Origin of the sequence: Acetobacterium sp., from assembly GCF_036508315.1 — a bacterium.
Classification (GTDB): Bacteria; Bacillota; Clostridia; order Eubacteriales; family Eubacteriaceae; genus Acetobacterium.
In genome coordinates, this window is record NZ_DATCHP010000057.1 from 51,442 (window position 1) to 69,499 (window position 18,058).

Annotated in this window: 15 protein-coding genes, 2 tRNA genes and 1 other RNA gene; 14 read left to right on the plus strand and 4 right to left on the minus strand. The window is 41.4% G+C overall.

Features of this window, described 5'->3' with window-relative positions; translation table 11 throughout:
* Positions 1-60: 60 nt before the first annotated feature.
* Both VIK44_RS07405 and VIK44_RS07410 read right to left on the minus strand, forming a co-directional pair.
* Positions 61-912, minus strand: a complete 852-nt coding sequence (locus VIK44_RS07405) for a 2-oxoacid:ferredoxin oxidoreductase subunit beta (RefSeq protein ID WP_331553213.1) — start codon at positions 910-912, stop codon at positions 61-63.
* Positions 909-2,597, minus strand: coding sequence for a 2-oxoacid:acceptor oxidoreductase subunit alpha (locus VIK44_RS07410; RefSeq protein ID WP_331553214.1), 1,689 nt, complete (start codon positions 2,595-2,597; stop codon positions 909-911). Before VIK44_RS07410 ends, VIK44_RS07405 begins: the two co-directional genes overlap by 4 nt.
* A 241-nt stretch (positions 2,598-2,838) precedes the next feature.
* Between VIK44_RS07410 and ffs the strand changes: the two genes are divergently transcribed.
* Positions 2,839-3,104, plus strand: an RNA gene (ffs, locus tag VIK44_RS07415) — signal recognition particle sRNA large type.
* Positions 3,105-3,302: 198 nt separating this feature from the next.
* Here ffs and VIK44_RS07420 read toward each other — a convergent pair.
* Positions 3,303-3,611: a hypothetical protein gene (locus VIK44_RS07420; RefSeq protein ID WP_331553215.1), complete on the minus strand. Its 309-nt coding sequence runs from the start codon at positions 3,609-3,611 to the stop codon at positions 3,303-3,305.
* A 203-nt stretch (positions 3,612-3,814) separates the two neighbouring features.
* Here VIK44_RS07420 and VIK44_RS07425 point away from each other — a divergent pair, with 203 nt between their 5' ends.
* From VIK44_RS07425 to amrA, 5 genes are all read left to right on the plus strand, one after another.
* A complete protein-coding gene (locus tag VIK44_RS07425; protein WP_331553216.1) occupies positions 3,815-6,067 on the plus strand; it encodes an ATP-dependent helicase in 2,253 nt (750 codons plus the stop codon).
* 48 nt (positions 6,068-6,115) lie between these two features.
* Positions 6,116-7,354 carry a phenylacetate--CoA ligase gene (locus VIK44_RS07430; protein ID WP_331553217.1) on the plus strand — a complete coding sequence of 413 codons (1,239 nt, stop codon included), beginning with the start codon at positions 6,116-6,118 and terminating at the stop codon, positions 7,352-7,354.
* A 103-nt stretch (positions 7,355-7,457) separates the two neighbouring features.
* Positions 7,458-7,652 (plus strand): DUF6440 family protein, encoded by a 195-nt coding sequence (locus tag VIK44_RS07435; protein WP_331553218.1) that lies wholly within the window; start codon positions 7,458-7,460, stop codon positions 7,650-7,652.
* Positions 7,653-7,767: 115 nt separating this feature from the next.
* Positions 7,768-9,060, plus strand: coding sequence for a phosphopyruvate hydratase (gene eno, locus VIK44_RS07440; protein WP_331553219.1), 1,293 nt, complete (start codon positions 7,768-7,770; stop codon positions 9,058-9,060).
* Positions 9,061-9,064: 4 nt separating this feature from the next.
* Positions 9,065-10,498 carry an AmmeMemoRadiSam system protein A gene (amrA, locus tag VIK44_RS07445; RefSeq protein ID WP_331553220.1) on the plus strand — a complete coding sequence of 478 codons (1,434 nt, stop codon included), beginning with the start codon at positions 9,065-9,067 and terminating at the stop codon, positions 10,496-10,498.
* Here the strand turns inward: amrA and mutY are convergent.
* Positions 10,461-11,657, minus strand: a complete 1,197-nt coding sequence (mutY, locus tag VIK44_RS07450; protein ID WP_331553221.1) for an A/G-specific adenine glycosylase — start codon at positions 11,655-11,657, stop codon at positions 10,461-10,463. The genes amrA and mutY overlap by 38 nt on opposite strands.
* Positions 11,658-11,969: 312 nt before the next feature.
* Here mutY and VIK44_RS07455 point away from each other — a divergent pair, with 312 nt between their 5' ends.
* From VIK44_RS07455 to VIK44_RS07490, 8 genes are all read left to right on the plus strand, one after another.
* Positions 11,970-13,046 (plus strand): G5 domain-containing protein, encoded by a 1,077-nt coding sequence (locus VIK44_RS07455; RefSeq protein ID WP_331553222.1) that lies wholly within the window; start codon positions 11,970-11,972, stop codon positions 13,044-13,046.
* Between the two features lie 160 nt (positions 13,047-13,206).
* The gene (locus VIK44_RS07460; RefSeq protein WP_331553223.1) at positions 13,207-14,268 is read left to right on the plus strand and encodes a branched-chain amino acid aminotransferase; all 1,062 of its coding nucleotides are present in this window, start codon (positions 13,207-13,209) and stop codon (positions 14,266-14,268) included.
* Between the two features lie 110 nt (positions 14,269-14,378).
* Positions 14,379-14,467, plus strand: a tRNA-Ser gene (locus VIK44_RS07465).
* Positions 14,468-14,516: 49 nt separating this feature from the next.
* Positions 14,517-14,608 (plus strand) — tRNA-Ser (locus VIK44_RS07470).
* A gap of 206 nt (positions 14,609-14,814) precedes the next feature.
* The gene (locus tag VIK44_RS07475) at positions 14,815-15,417 is read left to right on the plus strand and encodes a hypothetical protein (protein WP_331553224.1); all 603 of its coding nucleotides are present in this window, start codon (positions 14,815-14,817) and stop codon (positions 15,415-15,417) included.
* Between the two features lie 81 nt (positions 15,418-15,498).
* Entirely contained in the window at positions 15,499-16,515 is a 1,017-nt protein-coding gene (locus tag VIK44_RS07480; RefSeq protein ID WP_331553225.1) for a hypothetical protein, read from the plus strand.
* Positions 16,516-16,559: 44 nt separating this feature from the next.
* Positions 16,560-16,700, plus strand: a complete 141-nt coding sequence (locus VIK44_RS07485; RefSeq protein WP_414637065.1) for a DUF3006 domain-containing protein — start codon at positions 16,560-16,562, stop codon at positions 16,698-16,700.
* A 221-nt stretch (positions 16,701-16,921) separates the two neighbouring features.
* Positions 16,922-17,656, plus strand: a complete 735-nt coding sequence (locus VIK44_RS07490) for a C39 family peptidase (RefSeq protein WP_331553226.1) — start codon at positions 16,922-16,924, stop codon at positions 17,654-17,656.
* Positions 17,657-18,058 lie beyond the last annotated feature (402 nt).

An 18,058-nucleotide genomic window follows, 5' to 3' on the forward strand; every position in this document is an offset into this window, starting at 1 on the left:
CTATTATTTTTATTTACAAAAATAGAGAGGCCATGCTTTTTAGCATGGCCTCTCTTGATTTTAAATATAACTATTGATTAAAGCTTTTACACTTTCCATATTATGGGGCTTGTCAATCAGAGGAATGCCATCAAATAGTTGAGGACGTTTAGCTTCATAGGTTGGGGCTTGTTCCTGATAAAGAATACCAATAGGGATGGTGTCTCCAAATTCCATGCTTTTTTCCAGGGCGGCCATTTTGTTGGCAGGGTCATAGGACGCATCCAATTCCTGAACTCTCTGTTTATAGTAGGCAAAGGTGTTTGTTTTATTAAAACTCACACAGGGCTGGAGGATATCGACTAAGGCATATCCCTTATGAAGAATAGCTGCCGCCATTATTTTTGCCAGATGTTCCTTGCGCCCCGTAAAGGAACGTGCCACAAAGGTGGCGCCTGCAGCAATAGCAATGAGCAGAGGATTAAAAGGCACACTCATATTACAGCTGGCGGTTTTATGGCCTAAGTTACAGGCATCAGAGGTAGGGGAAGGTTGTCCTTTGGTAAGGCCATAGATCTGGTTATCATGAACAAAATGGGTAATGTCAACATTGCGACGAATGTTGTGCAGGAAATGATTGCCACCCTCACCGTAAGAATCACCATCACCGGTATTCACAATAACCGTTAAAGCATCATTGGCAATTTTAATGGCAACCGCAGCTGGCAGCGCCCGTCCATGGAGTCCGCTAAAGCCATTGGCACTCACATATTGGTTAGCTTTTGCAGCCTGACCGATTCCACCGACTAAGACAATCTGCTGAGGTGGGGTATTGAGTTCATTCAGAACGCCAATAAGGGTTTCAAGAATAGAAAAATTTCCACAGCCCGGACACCAGGCGGTTTCTGAGCTAACAAATTGATTCTGTTTCATAGTAATTGACCTCCTTTTGAATGTTGAATGCCCTCTAAAACAGTGTCCACCGACAATTGGCGACCGTCATATTTTAAAATACTGCGATGACAGGATAGAAGGGTCTTTTCCCTTATAAGCGAGGCAAGCTGTCCAGTGGCATTTTGTTCGATGTTAATGATTTCGATTACCTGTTTCGCATAGTGCTTAAGTCGTTTTACCGGAAGGGGATAAATATCACCAAACAAAAGGGCGCCGAAGCGACCACCTTTAGAATTCAGGAAGGTCACGGCTTCTTTAATGGCACCATCTGTTGATCCGAACCCTACCAGTAAAGTACGACACTGTTCGTCTCCCCAGAATTCGGGTTCTATGAGTTCTGTCTCCAGCAGAGCCAGCTTTGCCATACGTTTATTGACCATCTGGATTCGAACCTCTGCAGACTCGGTAATCAGTCCGAACTCATCGTGTTCATCGCTGTCAACCCGAACAAAGCCTTTTGTTTTTCCTGGGGTCTTTAATGGAGAAATGCCGTTTTCTGTTAGCTGATAGCGGCGGTAAGGGCCGTTCTCATTCGGAGTGGTCAAGGATTTTGGGTCTGAAGAATTATGGTAAATTTGTTCGGTATCAAAAATAGGAACGGTGGCTGTGGCATCGGCTAAATACTGGTCAGTGAGGAGTATGACAGGTATTTGATATTTTTCAGCCAGAGCAAAGGCACGGGCAGTTTGGAAAAAACAATCCGTGTGGTTTCTAAGTGCAATGACCATTCGAGGAAACTCTCCCTGGGCAGCGGAAATAACAAATTTTAAATCACTCTGTTCAGTACGGGTGGGAAACCCTGTGGCAGGCCCGGGACGTTGAGCGTTCACCATGACCACGGGTATTTCTGCAATGCCTGCAAAGCCAAGGGCTTCCACCATTAAAGAAAACCCGCCTCCTGAAGTACCAATCATGGCTCGAGCACCGGCATAGGAAGCACCCAACGCCATATTGATCGCAGCAATTTCATCCTCGGCCTGTTCCACCGCAATGTTCATCTTTTCACTTTGAGCAGCGAAAAAATCAAGCAGCGTGGTGGATGGCGACATCGGGTAGGCAGAATAAAATTTTATATCAGTAGCAAGGGCACCCAATCCAATGGCAGTATTTCCAGAGAGCAGCATGTGCTCTGAGGTCTGGACCGGAGTGGATTGGAACCGTGGGCTTACAGACTGATAGCCTTCTTTTAAAGCAAGCAGGTTAATCTCCACCAAATCCGGCCGAAGGCTTGTGGTGAAGACTTCCTGAGCGATTTCAAGTGGAAAACTAAACAGATTCAGCAGGGCACCAATGGCAACGCTGCTCATCACTTTTGGATTTCCGAGTTTTTTTGCGATGTCCCGAAGGGGCAGCTTGAGACAACGATAATCCTTGAAAGTTAATGACTGATCACATAAGATAAAGCCGTCATCCTTTAGCTGATGGTGGTGTTTTTCATAAGTTTCTTCATCAATGGCGAAGATCCCATTTAGGGCTTCACGGTGGGCAGCAATGGATTCCGGCCCGAACCGAATTTGTGAAAAATTATGACCACCCCGCACACGGGACATAAAATCCCGGAAAGTAAAAGCATGAGACCCTGATTTTTTTAGCGTTTTTTCAAGAAGAGATGACATGGTTTCGATGCCATCTCCGGCGGCTCCGCCTAAAAGTATATTGTACACTCAAATTCCCCCTTTAGAGATAATATTAGCCAGAATCAAAACGTGGCTATTAATATAAGTTAGATACCCATTCCACAAACATAATACCGCCTATTAACAGACTTTTATCAACCTGTTAAAGGTTGATGGTTGCTATTGTAATAGATGAATACATCGATTAACCTGAAAAGATACTATAATTTTATTTAAGAAACATATTTAGCCTTGTTAATTGCAGTTTAATACGTTATAATAATTTCAGTCGTGCTAGATGGAGAGTTAGCGGTGCTTTGTAACCTGCAATCCGCTGTAGCAGGGTTGAATTCCCCACAGAGGCTCCGGGCTTTGAGGTCTGCCGGAGGAAAGTGGTGTTGACAGTTGGACCCTTCGCAATAAAAACTTATGAACCCCGTCAGGTCAGGAATGAAGCAGCGGTAAGTAAGATCTTTTATGTGCCGGAGGATACTCTGACTCGAGCTAACTGCCGAAGTAACGCTTGAAGGCTGGTTGTCGAAGTGGGGTGCACGACCAAAAAAGTTATTTAGTACCAAACATTGTTTGGTGCTTTTCTTTTGCCTTGATAGATTTCCAAACTTAAATGGATTGATTTAAATAGAAAAGCCTCCATTGATTTATAATCAGTGGAGGCTTTTCTATCGTGTATTATTTTATTAGAAACACAAGGATAGCAATAAAGACAATCATTAGTCCGTTCATTTTATTTAGTCACGCTAAAGTTAATAAGGAAACTGCAACAGCGGCTAAGATAACAATAACAACCAGAGATATAATTTCTAAAATAATGACAACAAGACCAATGGTTTTTCCAGTTTTTGCTTTTTTGTTGGTAGGATCAGCAGCCAGTTCTTTTTTTCCGTTAATGTATGCAAGGATGGCTAAAACAAGAACAGCAATACCGAGAATGCCATTCAATACGCTGCCAAGTTGAAGAAGACTGAGCAAAATGCTCACACCCCAACAAATTAAAGCAGAGATACCAAAGGTATAACCTTTCATTCCAAATTCCAAACTCATAACAAAACCCCTTTCTTATACGATTGAATAGATATGTTTAGTTTAATGATTATATAGCATATCTTAAGATTTAGCAAGAATAAACTTGACAAATTAAAAAGAATATGTAGACATCACCAAAAACATTCTTTGTTGCTTTTGCAATTGCTTTTGTTATTATTGTTTCTTCCATTAAATATATTGGATGATGTTGGAAATGCAACATGAGAATAAGAGAATGGGTCTGTAACAGCATGAACCTTTCGATCGACTTAACGCTCTGGATTTTCAACCCATTTTCCGATATAATAGGGGTTATGAATAATTATGAAGAATTTAAACAGCACTTTAAATTAAATCTCAATGAACAGCAGGCCAGGGCTGTGGCTCGCACCACCGGACAGACCCTGCTTTTAGCTGTGCCCGGAAGTGGGAAAACAACCGTGATCATCTGTCGGATTGCGTACCTGCTTTTTGTTGAAAAAATAGATCCCAGTGCCATTCTTACCCTAACCTTCAGTCGTATGGGTGCCAGGGACCTGAAACAGCGCTATCAAACTCTTTTCGGAGCGGCAGAAGCTGAGTCCCTTCACTTTAGTACCATTCACAGCTTTTCCCTTTCGGTGATTCGTTATTATGAGCGGTCTTTTCATCGTCGAGCCTATGAGGTGCTGGCAAACGTGACCCCGGTGATCCGGGATCTCTATCGAAAGTTATTTGATGGATTCCCGGGAGAAATTGAACTGGGAGAGATTACCCAGCAAATCGGTTACTGTAAAAATATGCTTTTAACAAATAAAGAAATAGAGGCACTCCCTGATTTGGAAATTGATTTTCTTAAAATATATAAGGCCTATGAGGCCTATAAGCTTGAACAGCATCTTATGGATTTTGACGATATTTTAAAATATGCCTGGGGATTATTAAAAAAATATCCTGAGATTCTCGGATACTTCAGAAAAAAACATCCCTATATCCATCTGGATGAGGCCCAGGATACATCTAAAATTCAATTCAAACTCCTGGAATTATTATCAGGGGAAAACGGAAATCTCTTTATGGTAGGCGATGAGGATCAGAGCATTTATGGTTTTCGCGGGGCTTTTCCCCAGTCCCTTTTAGCCTTTAAATCGACCTGGCCCCGGGGAGAGGTTCTTTTAATGGAAACCAATTACCGGAGTACCCGGCATATTGTGGATAAAGCCAACGCATTTATCAAACTTAATAAGGAACGTTACGCCAAAGAAATGTCCACGCCCAATGGTGACGGTTTTCCTATTGTCCGGGAATGGGTAAAATCCAACGAGGCTCAGTATCATCTCATCATTGAGGCGATTAAGCGTGAAGGCAAGGAAATCGCAGTGCTCTATCGCAACAATGAATCGGCCATTCCTTTAGTGGATCTTTTAGAACGGGAGAAAATCCCTTATCAGATTAAAGAACATAGCCCCTTGTTTTTTACCCACTTTACCATCAAGGACATCCGATGTTTTTATCAGTTTGCCTGTAATTTAAGTGATTTTGAGCTTTTCAGCCAGATTTGTTTTAAGATGGACGCCGCCATTTCCAGAGAAACCGTTAACCAGCTGGGAAAAGTTTTAAAGCTTAATCAGAATATTTTCGATGCTTTAATAAAAACAAGTAAAGAACGGCCCTGGCAGATCAAACGATTTAAGGAATTAAAGGAGGCCTTTCGCCGCCTGAAAAAAGCAACTCCCAGGAAGGGAATCCAAATGATTCTTGATGATTTGGGCTATACCGCCTATTTGAATTTTCGGATCAGTTCCGGCCAGTCCGAAGAAAACATTGAGCAGAAGCTGGCAGTATTAAAAACGCTGGGCAGCCGGGTGGACAGCTTTGAGGAATTTTTTGATAACCTGAACGCCCTGGAGCAACGATTAAGAGAAACCCGAATCCATACTGGCAAGAAACCGGGAGTAACCCTTTCCACCCTTCATTCCAGTAAAGGTCTGGAGTTTGACAAAGTATTTATGATAGACGCCATTGAAGGCCAACTGCCCAGTGTGGTTTCAATGACTCCAGGGAATGAAAAGCTTTATGCTGAAGAAGTCCGGCTTTTTTATGTTGGGGCTACCCGGGCGAGAAGAGAGCTTATTTTTATTTGTCCCCGGACCAGGGCAAAAACAGGAAAGCCCTCGCAATTTATTTCTTATTTAATTGATGGCCTTCCTAAGAAAAAACCGGTTAAAACTGGGGGGCTGAATGCAGCAAAAAATCACAAGTCCCAGAGCTTTGGAAGCCCGAAATCAAAATGGCAGGATTTTACAGGAGCAAATGCAGAAGATTCAGGAGTGAATCTGTCAGCCTATCAAAAAGGCGTGACCATTAATCATCAGCGTTTTGGTCAGGGAATCATCCTGGAATTGGATGGGGCCATTGCCAGCATTCAATTTGAAAAATCCGGGGTAAAGAAAATGAATTTGGCGGTTTGTATTGGCAATGGCGTGATAAAGTAGCGCCCTAACCCTTGACAATAAAGCGGAAAAAGAAAGAGGCAGAATACAATGGAAATGGTTGAAACGCTTAAAAACTTACAAAGCTTAGTGAAACGCCTGGAAGAAAAGAGTCCCTTTTATCAGGAACGCTTTAAAGCATCAGGGGTTGTTGCAGCAGAACTTAAAACCATGGATGATTTTGAAAAACTTCCCTTTACGGATAAGGGTGATTTGCGAAATGCTTATCCATTAGGGCTGCAAGCCGTATCGGACAGTGAGATCGTCCGGATTCATTCATCTTCGGGAACCACTGGCACCCCGGTGATTATTCCCTACACGGCAAAAGATGTGGAAGACTGGTCCATTATGTTCAGACGATGCTATGAATATGCCGGAATGACCAATGAAGATCGCATTCAGATTACACCGGGGTATGGTCTGTGGACCGCGGGAATCGGCTTCCAGGCCGGAGCGGAAAAATTAGGGGCGATGGCCATTCCCATGGGCCCCGGGAATACCCAAAAGCAATTACAAATGATGAAGGATCTAAAAACAACCGTATTAGCTTCAACTTCTTCCTATGCGCTGCTTTTGGCCGAAGAGGTGGCACAACAAAAAATAGGGGATCAGCTTTATTTAAAAAAAGGTATTATCGGTTCGGAACGCTGGGGAGAAAAAATGCGCTGCCGCATTGCTGATGAGCTGGGAATTGAGCTTTTTGATATTTATGGACTGACTGAAATCTATGGACCGGGAATTTCCATTGATTGCTCGGAACACAATGGCATGCATTACTGGTCGGATTATCTCTATTTCGAAATTATCGATCCACAAACCCTGAAACCAGTGCCAAAAGGCGAATACGGGGAGCTGGTCATCTCAACCTTTAGAAAAGAGGGCGCCCCACTGCTGCGATACCGTACCCACGATATTACCCGGTTTATCCCGGAACTATGCCCATGCGGTTCGGTTCATCCCCGCCACGACCGGATTGTCGGAAGAAGCGATGACATGGTAAAGGTTAAAGGCGTTAATATTTATCCCGGACAGATTGACGAGCTTCTCAAAACCGTGAATGGTGTCAGCAGCGAATATTTAGCTACAGTAGACCACAAGGATGGGAAAGATTGTGTGGTTTTAAGTTTTGAAGTATTAGATGGCATTGATAAAGCTGGTATTGAAGAAGAGGTTAAACGTCAGTTTAAATCACGGGTTGGCTTTAGCGTCATACCAGCGGCAAAACCGATGGGCTCATTGCCGCGATCCGAGAAAAAAAGTGTTCGTATCATCGATCGGCGTTTTCGATAAAACAGCGGATAAAAACTTTTTAATATTCTTCATTTGATTTTTTGAGCTGAATTGTATATAATGATCATGGCCTACTTAAACTTATGAGGAGAAAAGGATTGAAATGAAAACAAAGAAACCAAAGAAAAATCGATTTAAAATAGTATCTAATGAAGCTGTAGGGGATACATCCGGGTGTAAGATTATTGAAGATACCCAAACCGGTATCAATTACCTTTACCATTACGATCCTTTTGGTGCCGGACTTACGGTGCTCATTGATGAGGATGGAGAGCCTTTAGTCGCCCCAGAGAAATAATAATTACGCCCTGAAAAAGTTTTCTTTTTCAGGGCTTTCTATTTATTAAATAAAAGTTTAAAAAGTAAAATATGGTGTATAAAATAAGGATAAACAAAATTTCAGGAGGTTTAATATGGACTCAACGATAGAAGAGGTTATTGCAAGAGAGGTATTGGATTCACGGGGAAACCCAACCATTGAGGTTGATGTTTATTTAGAGGGCGGTGCCATGGGAAGAAGTATTGTCCCTTCCGGAGCATCCACAGGAGCCTTTGAAGCCGTGGAACTGAGAGATGAAGATCCCGATCGTTATCTCGGTAAAGGTGTTTTAAAAGCGGTTGCCAATGTTAACTATGCATCAGAATACATGATGGGGTTGGATGCCACGGATCAGGTCAGCATTGACGCCGCACTTATTGCCCTGGATGGCACAGCCAACAAAGGTAAGCTTGGGGCTAACGCCATTCTTGGTATTTCTATGGCGGTGGCTCATGCTGCGGCAAAATTTTTAGGAATGCCTTTGTTTCGTTATTTAGGTGGAACTAATGCAAAAATACTCCCAACCCCGATGATGAACATTTTAAACGGTGGGGAACATGCGGATAACAACGTGGATATTCAGGAATTTATGATCATGCCGGTAGGTGCTGAAAGTTTCAGTGAAGCCGTTCGGATGGGCTCGGAGATTTATCATCACCTGAAAAAAGTCTTAAGCGATAAAGGCCTGGCCACCTCTGTCGGGGATGAAGGGGGATTTGCACCAAATTTAAATTCCAATGAAGAGGCTTTACAGGTCATTGTTCAAGCCATCGAAGCCGCCGGCTATATTCCCGGTGAAGACGTTCGTCTGGCAATGGATGTTGCCGCCACAGAAATTTATAACAAAGACACAAAAAAATACACCCTGGCAGGTGAGGGACTTGAAAAAACCGCCGTTGAAATGGTGGATTTTTATGAAGCACTCATTGAAAAATACCCGATTATCTCCATTGAGGATGGACTGGATGAAGATGACTGGGAAGGCTGGAAAATGATGACGGACCGGCTTGGTAAAAAAATTCAACTGGTTGGGGATGATCTGTTTGTTACCAATACCGAGCGGCTGAAGCGCGGTATTGACGAAGGGATTGCCAATTCTATTCTGATTAAGGTCAACCAGATTGGAACCTTAACAGAAACGCTGGATGCCATTGAAATGGCCAAGCGCGCTGGTTATACCGCTGTTGTTTCCCATCGTTCCGGAGAAACCGAGGATGTGACCATTGCCGATTTAGTGGTTGCTGTCAATGCCGGCCAGATTAAAACCGGAGCGCCATCAAGAACTGATCGGGTTGCGAAATACAATCAGCTCATGCGCATTGAAGAGCATCTTGACCAGTTGGCCGTTTACGCGGGTCTGGATGCATTTTATAATTTAAGGAAGTGAATCTATGTTTTTAAAAGGGATTGGAATAGCCTCCCACCCACCGGTATTAATTCCGGAAATTGGACAAGGCAGAGAAAATGAAGCGGAAAAAACATCACGGGGTCTTAGGGATCTGGCACTCAAGGTTGCGGAAATAAAACCAAAAACCATTGTGTGCATTACCCCCCATGGCAATGTTTTTAGAGACGGTGTTGCCGTGGTTTATGAACATCAGATCACCGGAAATCTGGAGAAATTTGGAAATGACAGCGTTACTATGGAAAAAGAATGCGATATGGGTCTTCTGGATGAACTCAATAGTGCCTTTGCGAAAAATCAATGTCATACCATTTTTCTGACCCAGACCACTGCCGCGGATTATGAGATTGAACTCAGCCTGGATCATGGTGTTTTTGTGCCCCTGTATTTTATTGATAAATATTATCGGGACTATAAGATTGTCCATATTTCCATTGGCGAGCTGAGCCTCATTGAGCTTTACCAAATGGGAGCTGTTATCCGGGAAGCTATTGAAGCCCGTGGCGCGGATGCCATGATCCTGGTCAGTGCGGACCTGTCTCACGCTCTTAAAGAGGAAGGACCTTATCACTATAATCCCCTGGGCGCACTTTTCGACGAAAATATTGTTAAGGGCATTGAAGATAAGGATTATTATTCTATTTTAACCATTCCGCATCAGGTTTATGAACCGGCCGCCCAGTGTGGTTTGCGTCCCATTATTATGGGACTTGGCGCAGTGGATGGCATTGAAACCGAATCTCAGGTCTTTTCCTATGAAGGCCCTTTTGGTGTGGGTTATTTATCAGGGTATATTGGTCTTGAAAAGGGAAAAGTTCCCAGTCTCATTGATCGTTATGAAAAAGATAAGGTGATCTCCTATAAGGAAAGGCGTTCAAGCGAAGGTCCTGTGGCAGCTCTTGCCCGGGCCACCATTAACTCCTGGGTTCAGCGCGGCCGCAAATTAAATTTTGATCAATACAAGGATCAGGTGGATATTGACCCAGAGGTGCTTAAAGACCTTCAAACAAAACAAGCCGGTGTTTTTGTGAGCCTTCATAAAAAAGGGGAACTCCGAGGATGCATTGGAACCACCGGACCGGTTACCGAAAATTGTGCCCAGGAAATTATCAGAAATGCCATCGAGGCAGCTTCCTATGATCCGCGGTTTTTACCGGTGGAGGATGCTGAGCTCATGGACCTGGAAATTAAGGTGGATATTTTAGGTGAGGCAGAGCGGGTGGAAGGGTTAGCAGATTTGGATGCTCAGAAGTATGGCGTCATAGTTGAGAAGGATTTGCATCGAGGTCTTTTGCTGCCGGCCCTGGAAGGGGTAAACACCCCGGAAGAACAAGTCACCATTGCAAAATCAAAGGCCGGAATTCCTGAAGAGGAAACTGATTTTATTTTGCATCGATTTGAAGTTGAGCGTCATCAATAAGGGCAAAAAGTTTAGAAAACGCAACCGGTAAAGCCAGATCATCAATGGCTGCCCTTCCTTTGAACTGAGTCTTTATCGGCAGAGCATCAACAGTTTCATCAGAAGAATTCGTAGGGGCGATTATTAATCGCCTGCAATGGTTCGGAGGATCATCAACAGTTTCATCAGCAGGATAGGCTTGAGGGGGTTCACAAACCTGGGACTCCACATCAAACCTGTAAAGACTCATTTCCCAAATAATATGGGAAAATACATGCCGACTTTCTCCAATGAAAACAGGCGCAGAAAGCTCGGGAAAGAATTCCCCGAGCTTTTTTTTAATATCTTCACCGCCTCCGGCGGTTGTTTCCACAATCGGAAAGGACCACATGGAAGATAAAAGACCGGACCCGGGACGCTTTACAAAGAAAAGCGCGCCATTTTGTTTTAGAATCCCTACTTCCATTTTTTTACGGGCCTGCTTCTGCTTTTTCTTTTTCACCGGCAGTTGGCTGGTGGTACCAAAGGCATGGCTTTGACAGCCTGAACGTATCGGGCAGATCAGACACCTGGGGTTTTGCGGTGAGCAGATCATGGCCCCCAGCTCCATCAGCCCTTCATTAAAATCACCGGCTGGTTCAGGTAAAATTGCTTCGACCCATTGGGTTACGATTTTTTTGGTTTTGGCATCACCAATATCCGCAAAGCTATTACAATACCGGCTGATTACCCGCAGGACGTTGCCGTCCACCGCACTGACCTTTTCATTAAAGGCAATGCTGGCAATGGCTCCTCCAGTATAAGGACCAATCCCCGGGAGCTTAATAAGCTCAGAAAAGTTATCCGGGAAGCATCCCGCATAGTCAGCCATAATGATCTTGGCCGCCCGATGAAGATTCCGGGCCCGGGAATAATAACCTAAACCCTCCCAGGCCTTAATAACCTGATCCGCGGTGGCATCAGCAAGAGCAGCGACGTCCGGAAAAGACTCAATAAAACGGTTATAATAAGGAATCAAAGTATCAATCTGGGTCTGCTGAGCCATAATTTCTGAGATCCAGATGGCATAGGGATTTTTTGTCTGGCGAAAAGGAAGTTCCCGTTTAGAACCCTCAAACCATGTGAGCAGCTCGATTTGAAGTAGGGTAATGAGTTCTTCTTTATTTTCTGTCTTGAGCATGACGCCTCCTGATGTATTTCATTTATATCTTTATTTTATGTGCTTTTTTAGTATGAAACAGGGCTCGGAAGGCTCTTTTATCAAATTGTGCGGTAGTCCCATAACAAAAAGCATTGTTTAAGATATCTAGCATATGGCCCCATTATAGCATAAAAATGCCGAAAATCAAGCTTGATAAGTGGGAAGCAGTCACCATTCGGACCCTTTTGAACCACAAAAAACTTGACATAAAAAGTCTCCGATGATAAACTTAGTGTAACAAATATGCATCCAGTTGTTATAATTACGTTGACGGATTGAGAGGTAATAATCATGAAAAATAGAAAAAAAACAGGGGGTTTCCTTAGGAAAAACCCAAGAATCAGGATTGGAATTATTGCATTAGTTCTGCTGCTTCTTGTTGGGGTTTCCACTGCCTTTACCATCGAAAAAGATATACAGGTCAGAGTCGATGGCAAGGAATATGTGGTATCCGGGAGACTGCTTCAAACCCTTGAGGAGGTTCTCGTACAAAACAACCTTCCGGTAAGTGAAGAATATCAATACAGTGTTCCACTGATAACCCTATTTAAGGATGTCAGCCAAGTTAACATTGAGACAAAGGCTGCTGGAAATATCATCGTTGATGGGAAAACACTTCCCTATCTTTCAGATGAAATGGACATTGCCGGTTTACTGAAACAATATGATATTCAACTGGATGAAGATGATCGCGTGATTCCCGAGTCAAGTGCTATTCTTACATTACAAACAGGAGATGTAAAAGTCATTCGTGTGAATGCGGTGGAATCAGCGAATCAAAAAGTGATTCCCTTTACCGCCAGTGTCAAAGAGAATCCCAGTCTTCCCATTGGGAGTCGGACCGTGGTTCAGGCTGGACAAAATGGACTGAATCATATTAATGAACGGATTCACTATGAAAATGGGGTTGAAGTGAGTCGTGAAGTTCTCTCCGATGATATCATAACCCCGGCAACTGAAGAAGTGATTGAAACAGGACCAGCCACAACCATTGTAATGCCTGAAACGGTTCAAGTTACCGCTACAGCCGGTAACGTCAAGGTTGAGTCAAGCCCAACGGGTAATGGCGAAGCATCCATTAACTTTGACAGTGGCTTTAAGGACAAAATGACCGTGAGTGCCACCGCTTATACCGCTACCGGCAATGGAACTGCATCAGGACCCATGCCCGCAGCAGGACGAACCATTGCAGCAGGAAGCGGGCTTCCCTTCGGGACCCAGGTATATATTCCGGCTCTTGGTGGTGTTTATGTAGTAGAAGATCGTGGCGGAGCCGTTTCTAACGGTATCATTGATATTTATATGAACAGTCAGGATGAATGCATCAAGTGGGGAAGACAAAACCTTGAGATTTTTATAATGAGTTAAAAGTGTCCAGAGGGGTGGTATAAAAGCCAGCCCTTTTTTTATTGTTTTCAGAAAGAACATTAGACTTGCAATTTATACTTGTATTTTGTATACAAAGATTGTTATACTTAATAGAAGAATTTTAAATAGTGGATGTTTCGCTATTTATTTTGGAGGAAGTATGGAAATTAAAATTTTAAAAGCAACACAATTAAAAGAAAAACAAGCGGAAGAAAACCTGGTTTTTGGAGTAGAGTTTACAGATCATATGTTTGCAATGGACTATACCGAAGGAAAAGGGTGGCATGACCCCACGATTATGCCCTACGGCCCCATAGAACTGATGCCGTCCGCAATGGTTCTTCATTATGCCCAGGAGGTTTTCGAAGGTTTAAAAGCCTATAAAACTCCCGATGGAGAGGTCCAGTTGTTCCGACCACAGGAAAATTTCAAACGGATGAATCGTTCCAATGAACGTATGTGCATCCCTCAAATAGACGAAGCCTTTGTTTTAAAGGCCCTAAAGACCCTTATAAAAATTGATGAGGACTGGATTCCCACGTCAATCGGAACGTCACTTTATCTTCGCCCTTTTATTTTTGCCACCGACCCTTTTGTCGGTGTCCGGGTGTCAAATAAATACAAGTTCATGATTATTATGTCACCGGTTGGTTCCTATTATAAGGGCGGCCTGGCCCCATGTCACATTTATGTTGAAGATGAATATGCCAGAACCGTTCGAGGCGGAACAGGCGAAGCCAAATGCGGCGGTAACTATGCAGGCGGACTGGCTGCCCAGGAAAAGGTTCACGCCAAAGGCTATGAGCAGATTTTATGGCTGGACGGCGAAAAACGACAATACATTGAAGAAGTCGGTACCAGCAATGTATTCTTTTTAATCGACGGTGTTTTTGTCACGCCTTCCCTGGAAGGCACCATCCTGAGTGGGATCACCCGAAAAAGTGTGATTGAGTTATTAAGGCATTGGGGAGAAACCGTGGTAGAACGCCGCATCACCATTGACGAATTCTATGAGCTTTATCAACAGGGAAAAGTTCAAGAGGCTTTTGCAACAGGAACTGCCGCAGTGATTTCACCCATTGGTACTTTAGGCTGGCAGGATAAGAAAATGACCTTTAATAATGGCGACATCGGAGAATATACCCAAAAGATCTACGACACCCTTTATGGGGTGCAAACCGGGCATATTAAGGACACATTAAACTGGATTGTAAAGATATAACAATAAAAACCCGGGAATATGAAAATATTTCCGGGTTTTTGATAATATTTCTCAAAACGTCTTGACTTTACATCCATTCCTTGGTAGAATAAATCTTGCATTTTGAATAGCGAGAGGTACCGAAGCGGTCACAACGGGGCGGTCTTGAAAACCGTTAGGGTGCAAGCCCACGTGGGTTCGAATCCCACCCTCTCGGCCATTTAATGCTTCAAATAATTAAATAAAAAAATCATGTATAATTACCATTTGGAGAAGTACTCAAGTGGCTATAAGAGGTGCCCCTGCTAAGGGTATAGGCCGTTTACGCGGTGCGTGGGTTCAAATCCCACCTTCTCCGCCACCAAGAACTACGCATCAAATATGATGTTAGATAGAAACCTGTTACGAAAGTAGCAGGTTTTTTTTGTCGTTTTCTTTTCAAAATGATAAATTACTCAAATTAATTGAAAATAAGATAGGTTATTGAAAATGATTATTCAATGAAGTATAATCAAAAGCAAGAAGATCCACACATCTTAGCCATAGCAAATACATTGAGAGGTACATATGAATCAAAATCATTGGATTAGAACAGATGAATTGAATGAAGCAGTTTTAGCATTAGATGTTTTCTCTGAATTTTTGGAAAAGGTACTAGAGGACGTATATTATTGGAAGTGGTCTGTCATCACACTTCATAATTCCTTACAAGGGTTTATGGTTTGTGCTTTGAGAGGAAGCAATGGACTAAATGTATTAAAAGACGGTATTGCTAAGGCGTGGTTAGAAGCACTTAATAGTGGTAGTGGAAATTACCCAATCAAGGAATTAGACAGATTTCTCGATCTATATAAAAGTATTAAAAGTAATAAAATGTTAATGTTTGGACATAGTAAGAAGTTTAGCTCAAAGTCACAACAAGGTTCAAGTATCAAGTCACTAAATCGTCTAAGGAATGAATTCATTCACTTTACACCAAAACATGCGTCGTATGAAGTCAGTGGATTACCTGAGGTTATTGAAGATTGTGTCGCTATTATCGAATTTTTAGCTTTTGAATCAAATAATATTATCTACCCGGATGAATCTATAGAGAAAAGAATTCAAGAATTACTAATAAGTATAAAGTCTAGTTTGTCTTATATCAAAAGAAATTATGAGACTGACTAACCATTTATGATGGTCAAATACAAACATGCATATAATATGCAAGAAACTTAGCTTTAATTATTTCAAGTTAGGAGAGACAAAATGAAATTTATTGATTTATTCAAAAAGAAACCCAAAACACAGGAATACAAAGGTAATATCCCAAGTTTTAATAGCATAGAAGATATTAATAATATTCAAATTCCACAATACAACTCAATTAATGGCATGGGTTCACCTATTAACAATATTGAGTACATATTACAAAGAAAAGCGACAGAGCACAAAAAAAATGGAAGGATGGATTTGGCTATTGCTTGCTTGCGCAAGTCAAACGAGATTATGCCTCACTCAAACTTTACATGGGGGAAAAAAGACTATTTGCGTCTTGTGAAATACCTTGAATATGATGAACAATACGAAGAAGCACGTCTTGAAGAAATTAAAATAATGAAAATATATGATAAGCTTGTACAGAAAAGTTCAGAAGAAAAAAGTAAACAAAATAAACAATTTAAAGTAAATGATAAGAAACCAACAAGTCTACATAAAGTCAATGTTGAATCCACAACTTTACTGGGAAACTACCCAGAACTACCATTTAGTTTTATTAACCTATCCTTTGTAGTTGCATATTGTGTTAATTATAGGGAATTAATGGACAAATCTTATCTCAACCGGGAACCCAATAATGACGAAAAATATTATTTGTTCTCAGGTGAAAATCAAGAAAAAGCTAAGTCAATTATTTTATCCTTAAATAATTTTATAGATGAGGCAAAATGTTTATGCTCCACAGTCGGATCAAATAGGATTAATGAAAAAGATTTAGAGTTCAATCCTATAGGTGGAGATGAGAAACAATATCCTTTTGATTTTTTCAGAGTAAATCCAGAAACAAATACTGGAAAATTAACAAAATTTCCAATGCGAATTTCTTTTAGGCATGATGATTATAAAACTCCTTTTGGGGAAAATAATATTTTTGGAGATATTTTCTTATTAAAAAATGGCGACATTGGGAAAGCCACCATTAACCAATGGTATAAAAATCGCAGACATAGTATTATTTTATCATATGCAAACAAAAAGACAATTATTTCACGCATTGATCAATAAAATAGTGAGCTAAAAGCAATGGTTTACATCAATGTTGGTGTGGAATAAAGAGAAATAAAATCCCCAGTTCAGCCAAAGAGGGTGATGTGCTTGATATCGTGAATGATCAGATCACCATCGATTCCGAGGAGACGGAGAAAAGAAAAAAAGAGATTGAGGAACTCACAAAGGATTTGTGGAAGTAAATTATTTGTAGATTCTAAACCCAGTGTGTTACAGGAATGGATTTAACCACACAGTCTTCATTTCTCTTGGTGTAGTGCTCAGTAACTTTATGTAATTATACAATTAGTCGTCTATTTCTGATATAAACCTCTGACACCATTATGGATATCTAAAATAATCGATTTATAACATGAATGAGAATTATTATGAGTAGACAAGATAATCCGAGGAGGTATTACTTTTGAAAAAGAAATTAGCAGTGCTACTTGCATTATGTATGGTATTCGCACTCGCTGCTTGCGGTACTCAAACAGAAGAAAAATCAACAAACTCTGAAAGTGATATCTATATTGGATATACTACAGATGCAGACAAATTCATTGATGTCCCGAATTTGCGTCAATACGGTAATTACACTTGTGGCACAACTTGTGTGCAGATGTTGATGAATTATCTTTATCCTCATGATTATGATAAAAATCTTTCAACATATGAGGATGATCTTGGAACGACACCGGAGGATGGCACTTCACCTCAGCAGATTTACGATTATTTTAAATCAGAAGGGGTTGCCGTTGAGAAAAAAGAGAATATTTCTATTGAAGAACTGGCTTCATTTCTTGATTCCGGCTATCCAGTTATGATGTGTGTTCAGGCTTGGGGTGAGAAATATAACACGACTGATCCGAACGCTACTGATACCTATTATGATGAAGCGCTTGGAGGAAATGTTACTCATAACACTTATCTTGCAGAGGGGCATTGGATTATCTGTGTAGGTTATAAAAAGACAGATGATGGTTATCAGTTGTATTTTAATGATCCTGCTTGCGTAGGCCATTGCCTTATGTCGCAGAGTGATCTTGATACTCGTTGGATTGATATGGATGGAGAAGGAACTATCTACAATCACTTTGGATTTGTAATAAAAGGTACTACAAAATTTAATGATGATGGTGTGTTCTACCTCGATTAAAAAGATCATGATGCAATGGAGAAAAAGAGATTGAGGAATTGACCAGGGATTTGTGGAGTTGATTTAAGTTGGAGGAATGCTTGATAAAAATCAATATTATAATCAAAGCGTAAGTACTACAACTTTTCAAAAAATGTTTAATTCCCTGGAATAAGGATATAATCATTGAAGAAAGTAAAAAGGCTAACAAAAGATTCTCTTGCTGAAATTCAAAATTTATGAGGAGATGAATAAAATGTGGGGAATTATTGCAGCTTTAGTAATAACATTCGGTGTTGCGGCAATCTTTAATTCTTATGCCAAATCTACACAAAAAGATATGACACCAGAAGAAAAGAAATTATCAGATGAAGAAACGGCAGAAAGAGCAAAAGATATTTTTGGATTCACACATTACATTAA

Excerpts from the sequence above, each read along its gene's own strand:
- VIK44_RS07420 (WP_331553215.1), bottom strand. The coding sequence starts at position 3,611 with ATGAGTTTGGAATTTGGAATGAAAGGTTATACCTTTGGTATCTCTGCT.
- mutY (WP_331553221.1), bottom strand. The coding sequence starts at position 11,657 with ATGCTCAAGACAGAAAATAAAGAAGAACTCATTACCCTACTTCAAATC.
- VIK44_RS07435 (WP_331553218.1), top strand. The coding sequence starts at position 7,458 with ATGAAAACAAAGAAACCAAAGAAAAATCGATTTAAAATAGTATCTAAT.
- VIK44_RS07475 (WP_331553224.1), top strand. The coding sequence starts at position 14,815 with ATGAATCAAAATCATTGGATTAGAACAGATGAATTGAATGAAGCAGTT.
- VIK44_RS07425 (WP_331553216.1), top strand. The coding sequence starts at position 3,815 with ATGAGAATAAGAGAATGGGTCTGTAACAGCATGAACCTTTCGATCGAC.
- VIK44_RS07430 (WP_331553217.1), top strand. The coding sequence starts at position 6,116 with ATGGAAATGGTTGAAACGCTTAAAAACTTACAAAGCTTAGTGAAACGC.
- VIK44_RS07480 (WP_331553225.1), top strand. The coding sequence starts at position 15,499 with ATGAAATTTATTGATTTATTCAAAAAGAAACCCAAAACACAGGAATAC.
- amrA (WP_331553220.1), top strand. The coding sequence starts at position 9,065 with ATGTTTTTAAAAGGGATTGGAATAGCCTCCCACCCACCGGTATTAATT.
- VIK44_RS07405 (WP_331553213.1), bottom strand. The coding sequence starts at position 912 with ATGAAACAGAATCAATTTGTTAGCTCAGAAACCGCCTGGTGTCCGGGC.
- VIK44_RS07455 (WP_331553222.1), top strand. The coding sequence starts at position 11,970 with ATGAAAAATAGAAAAAAAACAGGGGGTTTCCTTAGGAAAAACCCAAGA.
- VIK44_RS07460 (WP_331553223.1), top strand. The coding sequence starts at position 13,207 with ATGGAAATTAAAATTTTAAAAGCAACACAATTAAAAGAAAAACAAGCG.
- eno (WP_331553219.1), top strand. The coding sequence starts at position 7,768 with ATGGACTCAACGATAGAAGAGGTTATTGCAAGAGAGGTATTGGATTCA.